Source organism: Phycisphaerae bacterium, from assembly GCA_035384605.1.
In the GTDB taxonomy this organism is placed as follows: domain Bacteria; phylum Planctomycetota; class Phycisphaerae; order UBA1845; family PWPN01; genus JAUCQB01.
Window position 1 is genome coordinate 45886 of the sequence record DAOOIV010000023.1, and the last position, 6553, is coordinate 52438.

4 protein-coding genes are annotated in these 6553 nt (G+C 60.9%); all 4 read left to right on the top strand.

Annotation, left to right across the window (positions count from 1 at the left end; all coding sequences use genetic code 11):
* The first annotated feature begins 49 nt into the window (after positions 1–49).
* Positions 50–739: a ribulose-phosphate 3-epimerase gene (rpe, locus tag PLL20_07750; GenBank protein ID HPD29871.1), complete on the top strand. Its 690-nt coding sequence runs from the start codon at positions 50–52 to the stop codon at positions 737–739.
* Between the two features lie 228 nt (positions 740–967).
* Entirely contained in the window at positions 968–4000 is a 3033-nt protein-coding gene (locus PLL20_07755; GenBank protein ID HPD29872.1) for an integrin alpha, read from the top strand.
* 343 nt (positions 4001–4343) lie between these two features.
* On the top strand, positions 4344–5621 hold the full coding sequence (gene aroA, locus PLL20_07760; GenBank protein HPD29873.1) for a 3-phosphoshikimate 1-carboxyvinyltransferase: 1278 nt from the start codon (positions 4344–4346) through the stop codon (positions 5619–5621).
* Between the two features lie 79 nt (positions 5622–5700).
* Positions 5701–6345, top strand: a complete 645-nt coding sequence (locus PLL20_07765; protein ID HPD29874.1) for a histidine phosphatase family protein — start codon at positions 5701–5703, stop codon at positions 6343–6345.
* Positions 6346–6553: the final 208 nt, after the last annotated feature.

Here is a 6553-nt window from a genome sequence, read left to right on the forward strand (position 1 = left end):
GATCCGTGGGCCTTTATCATGCTGCGGCTATTCCGGGAGGCAAAGTACTATGGCTTCCAATAACGACTGGCCACTTGCCCAGCCCCGCATCCGCATGGCTCCGTCCCTGCTGTCGGCAGACTTTGCCCGGCTCAAGGACGAGATACAAGCGATCGAGGCTGCCGGTGCGGAGGTGCTGCACCTCGACGTCATGGACGGGCACTTCGTCCCGAACATCAGTTTCGGCGTTCCGGTGATCGAGAAGCTGCGTCCGGTATCCAAGCTGTTCTTCGATACCCACCTGATGATCAGCGATCCGGTCCGATATGCCGAGGCGTTCGCCAAGGCAGGCAGCGACCTACTGACTTTTCACATCGAAGTGGCGCCGGAACCGATGGCCATCGCCGACCATATCCGGTCAACCGGGGCACGCGCGGGGATAACCTTGAACCCCGACACCCCGGCATCGGCTCTTCGCCCGGTTATCGGAGCAATGGATCTGGTGTTGGTTATGAGCGTCTGGCCGGGGTTTGGCGGTCAGCAGTTCATTGAGTCATCGCTGGACAAGCTCCGGGAACTGCGGAAGCTGCTCAGGCCCGACCAACGACTGGAAATCGATGGAGGCATCGGCCCCTTGACGGTGCAGTTAGCGGTCCAGGCTGGGGCTGACACCTTGGTGGCCGGGTCCGCTATCTTCGGTCAGCCCGACCCGGCGGCGGCCATGAGGGATCTGCTTCGGCTGGCTGAGACAAGGGGCTAGGTTTGTTCTCTCTGCTTCGGCTTTGATAGGTCATCCGCAAACTCTTTATTGGCCATGCAATCCCAGCGGGTTACGTTTCCTTGACCTGACTTTTGCGGCTGACATAGAATACGGCAACCCCAGGGAACGTGACGGGGTAAGTGTGTCGGGAGGGGTCTGCGGGCGGATGGAGCTGCCAGCCTTAATGCCCGTTATGGCAAGCCCTTACGATAGATAAGGATCGCATCGATGACAAAACCTCGCCAGATCCGAAGGAGCGGCCTCTCGGTTCTCGTAGCGTTGCTTTCGGCGGTGCCCTTGCTGGTTGGGCAGGGCTGCCCGCCGATGAACTGGATATGGCCGGGCGGTGACCCCGTTGGCGGCACCGGTTCCGACAGCGGCTCGGGCAGTGGGCAGGACATTCCGGGCGGCACGAACACACCTCCCTATTTCGAATTCACCAAGCCGCTGAGCGACGTCATGCGGGAAGTGGGCGACATCATCGAGATTGCCTGGCTTGATGGTGACCCCGATGACAACGCGGTAATCTCTCTGTACGTTGACCCCGACAAGATCTTCGGAAACGGTACCGAGATCCTGATCGAATCGAATATCTCCGAGAACGCCGACAATTCTCAAGGTTTCTATTATCTGAATACGACTGCCAAGGGCCTTCAGCCGGGCGAGTATCGCATCATTGCGAGTATCACCGACGGCGTGAACCCACGCGAGCTGATTGTGGCACCGGGTCTATTGATGCTCTTCCCGCCTGGAATGGTGCCAGGCAACCTGTCGCCGGCGGTCGTCGCGCGAGAGCCCAGCGTGAACTACAGCGTCGGCCACAACAGCGAGGTGCCCATCAGTTGGTGCGTGTCTGATCCCGACGATGGTGAGAATCAGGTACTTCCGGACATCGTGATTCTGCTGGATCTGGATCAGAACCCATTGAACGATCTGGTCTTCAGCGGCTCGAACGCCGAGCGGAACCTGGCCGAGGCCTGTTTCGCCGTCCAAGATCCGCTGGATGGGCCTTACCCGGTCATGGTCGACGGCGAATTGCGAGCTTACGTGCTCGGCTGCTTCAAGGACACCGTCGGCGGCACCCTTGGCGAATGTTCCAATCCGACCACACCGGGAGGGAGCTTCCCGCCGAACGGCACTTACACCATCAACGCGATGAAGCTCCCGCCGCGGGTGAACGGCGAGCCTTATCGCGTTCGCGTGACTGCCTGGGACCACACCAACCCGCCGGTGAGCCGTTATGCCTGGGGCGGTGTCACGGTCTCCTCCACGGCCACGGGTAACGCGGGGCTGGTCGACTTGGCCGAAGTGGGCCGCACGATCCGCGGCGCGAAGTTCTATGGATTCGACGAAAACGGACAATCCGGCTACACGGGTGTGGGCGTCGGTGATATGAGCGGCGACGGCATTGATGATTTTGTGATCGTCAGCCGCTACGGTCGGGGCTATGGCATGGACGCGATGGGGTCCGCCCACCTGGTGCTGGGCATGGCTGGACAGCAGTTCGGGGGGGACATCCCGCTGAACAGCATCACCACCACCTATGCCGGTGCGCTGTTTACGATGCCCTACTCAACGAAGAGCCAGGGCCTCGTGTCCGTGGCCCGCGTGGGCGATGTGACCGGTGATAATCTCTCCGAGATCGTTTTCGGAGCGCCCTACACTGAGGTGTTCTACGATCGCGTGGACGATGATCCATGCGACAGCAGTCCCCCATCGTGCTATTTCGACTATATGCCCAACCCCTACTCGGATCAGCCGCCGGATAACGACGAGATGGGGGCATACGACTGGCACGAAGACTTGATCGTACCTCAACCGCCGCCTGATCCGCCGCCACCACCCTATTTGTGTTCCAACGACGAGGACCTCTTTGTCCAGACACCCATCGCCAGCGGCTACGCGATTGTTGTGGGGAGCAACAACTCCCTGAATAACGACATCTACGGGTTGGAAGATGTGGGACAGGCCTTGGGCTTTAACGGTGCACGATTCAGGGGAGCCTACTTCGACGACCTCGATATTCCGGGAACCCTCACGGGTTCGGTCAATCGCACGTGGCCGTACTCGATCATTCCGGACAACCTGTTCGGGCTGACCGTCAACAGCATGCCCAGCATCTCCGACTCGACGCCGGGCCTGACCGCCCGATGGGGGCCGAGCCTGGTGATTTCCTCACCGAAGAACGGCCGCAACCGTGGTCGCGTCTGGTATTTCGAGTGGTTTGACTACACCAGCCGGTTGCCCGGCTCCACGACTCCGGACATCCAGTCGTTCCCGGCGTTAGTGGGTTGCGGGTTCCGTACGCGGATTATCCCCGGCGGAACCGATGGAACCGGTCGCTCTGGAAGCCAAGTCATCACCGGCGAAATGGCCGGCGATCTGTTCGGTTATGCGGGCCCGGCCGGTGATTTCAACCGCGACGGTTCTCAGGATATCGTGGCGGGCGCCCCAGGTGCCGATCGTAACGGGCTGATCGACAACGGAATCGTTTATGTCGTCTTCGGCCGACCCGATTTCGACAATCCTGATATGACCAATCTTGAGGAATTTGATCTGGATATTTGGAACAGCCCGCGCCTGGAAATCCATGGAGACCGCAACAACGACCGGTTTGGTGAATCGCAGACGCTGATCGGCGATGTGAACCAGGACGGTCACCCGGACATCGCCTTTGCCTCGCAATATGCCGGCAGCGACGGTATCGGCGGTCCCGAGTCGGGGTTCATCGGAATCGTATTCGGCGGTCGGCATTTTGCCGGAGTCAACAAGTTCAACGTCGGCCACGTGGGCGGCCCGACGTTGCCGGGCGTTCGGATCTACGGTCGCCAGGCCGGTGGGCACGCGGGCGCGGTCATCAATGACGTCGGCGACTTCAACGCGGACGGTATCGATGACTTGGTGATTGTGGCCCCCGACGAGATCCGACTGATCAACGGCTTACGCCGTCAGGGTGTGGCCTACCTGTTGTTCGGCGGGCCGCATCTGGCCAACAAGACGATCAACCTGAGTCAGGTCGGGTCGACCGTGCCAGGTTTGGTGTTCGTAACGCCTTATGGCATGACGGATGCCAACGCCGCTCGTATCACGTGGGCCAGCGGCGCGGGCGACGTCAACGGCGACGGGTTTGACGACATCCTCCTGGGCCTGCCCGAGGCTGATACGGTGTACCCGTACAACCCGAGTCTTCGCAAGGTCGATACCGGAGAGATGTATCTGATTTACGGCAGCAACTCCGGAACCAATGGCATGAGCTGGTAAACCGGAGCCGAAGGAGTCCATTCCGAAGGGGTACCGATCCTCAAGTCGGTGCCCCTTCTTCTTCATTTGCCTGGTTGGGCAGTGTCGCTTTCGGCCATGAGCTCAAGCCGAATGGAGGCCTTCGGGGCGACCGAGCCCGCCGTTCTCACCGATCATCCGACAGGCCTTTGCTGCCTACGGCGGCACGGCCCTGCTTTGCGAAATACGAGCAAAGCCCAGTGACTCAGGCCGCCTCTGCGGCTATAGTGTCCCTACAGGGCCGACGGATAAGACGCCGCTCCCACATAAGACGTGGTCGTACATCGGATGGCGGTCCCGCATGTTGCGCTGGAGGAAAGGTCAGATGCGTCTGGTTTGCTTGCGGTCTCGGTTGTCTGGAGCCGTCGACATTCCCGGCTCGAAGTCGCATACCATACGGGCAATTACGGTCGCGGCCCTTGCCGATGGAGAGAGCCGTATCGAATCGCCGCTGATCTCGGCCGATACTCTGGCGGCGGTGGACGCCTATCGGGCGCTGGGCGCTGAAATCGACGCCACTCGGCCGGAGTCATGGGTAGTACATGGTTTTTCGGGCAGGCCGAAAGCTCCTGCCAACGTAATTGACGTCCGCAACTCAGGTACAACGCTGCGCATCGCCACGGGATCAGCGGCCCTGCTCTCGAATGGCCTGGCCGTGTTCACGGGCGACCATCAGATTCGCCGGCGTCCGATCGGGCCGCTGGCACAATCGCTCAATGACCTCGGTGCTTCGGTCACGAGCACGTTGGGGAATGGCTGTGCACCGCTGGTGGTCGGCGGCCGTCTCCGCGGGGGAAAGACCAGCATCGAGGCCGTCTCCAGCCAGTACCTGACCAGCTTGCTGATGGCTTGTCCCCTGGCCGACGGCGACAGCGAGATCGACGTGCCTCTGCTCAACGAGGCGCCTTATGTGGAGATGACGCTCGACTGGCTGAAACACAGCGGTATCACACTCGAACGTGATGAACTGAGGCGGTTCCACGTTCCGGGTGGCCAGCAGTACCGCCCGCTCTCGCGGCGGGTGGCGGCGGATTTCTCCTCGGCGACTTTCTTCCTTGCTGCCGGCGCGCTGGGCGATAACGATGTGCTGGTCCGCGGGCTTGACATGAACGATCCGCAAGGGGATAAGGCAGTGATCGACTATCTGCGCCTGATGGGGGCCCGGATTGACGTTCAGCCCGACGGTATCCGCGTTCGACCGGGTGAATTGAAGGGTTGCGAGATTGACCTCAACGCTACCCCTGACGCCCTGCCGATGATGGCGGTTGTCGGATGCTTTTCTTTTGGCAAGACGTCGCTCGTCAACGTTCCGCAGGCCCGGCTCAAGGAAACCGATCGCATCGCCGTCATGGCCGCGGAACTGTCCAAGATGGGCGCCGTCATCCGGGAAAGGCCGGACGGCCTGGAGATTGAGCAAAGCCGTCTGCGGGGAGCGGAAGTCGACGGCCACCATGATCACCGCGTGGTCATGGCTTTGGCGGTGGCCGGGTCGGCCGTCGAAGGCCGGACCATCATTCAGACCGCAGAGGCGATGGAAGTGACCTTTCCCACCTTTGTGGACTGTATGAGCCGACTGGGGGGGCGGCTGAGCCTGGAGCAGTAAAGAACGGTAGGGCAAGGTCGCAGCCCTCCGTGGTCCTCGGGATGAAGGAGAACGCAGACCTGCCCCATCAGCCTTGCCGATGACACCGACACCAAGCACCGAATTGATCATCGTTCGCCACGGCGAGACCGAGTGGAACCTCGACGGCCGCATGCAGGGACACGCGGACAGCAACCTGACGCCGCGCGGCTTTCGTCAGGCCGAAGCGGTGGCGGCACGACTGGTGCAAGAGCGCATCGACGCGATTCACAGCAGCGACTTGGGCCGGGCGATCCGGATGGCGGAGGTATTGGGCAGGGCAAAGGGCGTGACGGTCATCCCCGATGCCCGTCTTCGCGAACGCAACATGGGCATTTTTCAGGGTTTGACCGTCGAAGAAATGAACCGGCGATTTCCGGTGGAATATGACCGTTTCGCCTCGCGTCAGGTCGATTATGTCATTCCTGACGGGGAAAGCATGCGACAATGTCACGATCGCGTGATCACAGGTCTGCAATCGATCGCCGACCGGTACCCGGGCCGCAGAGTGGTGGTGGTGACCCATGGCGGCCCGCTCAGCGCCGCCTTTCGCCACACGATGCAGTTGCCGATCAATGCCCCGCGGCGATGGAGCCTGTTCAACGCGAGCATGAATCGGTTTGAGGTCCAGGGAACGCGGTGGCGACTCCTGGTATGGGGCGATCTGACGCACATGAACGGGCTTGCAAGCCAGGATGACTTTTAGAACCTTACGGCCAGACATCTATGCGGCTTGCGCGCATGTTCTGGGATCGCAGAGCGCTTGGGTTGCGGTCCGCAAAAAGGCGGTCCGCCTTAGTCCTTTAGGCTGCTAGACTATTAGGAGCTTGGATGCCCGGTTCTTCCTAAGAGTCTAAGGGTCTAGCGGACCTTTCCGACTTATCCTACCGCTTCTCATATTTCTGAACAGGCTG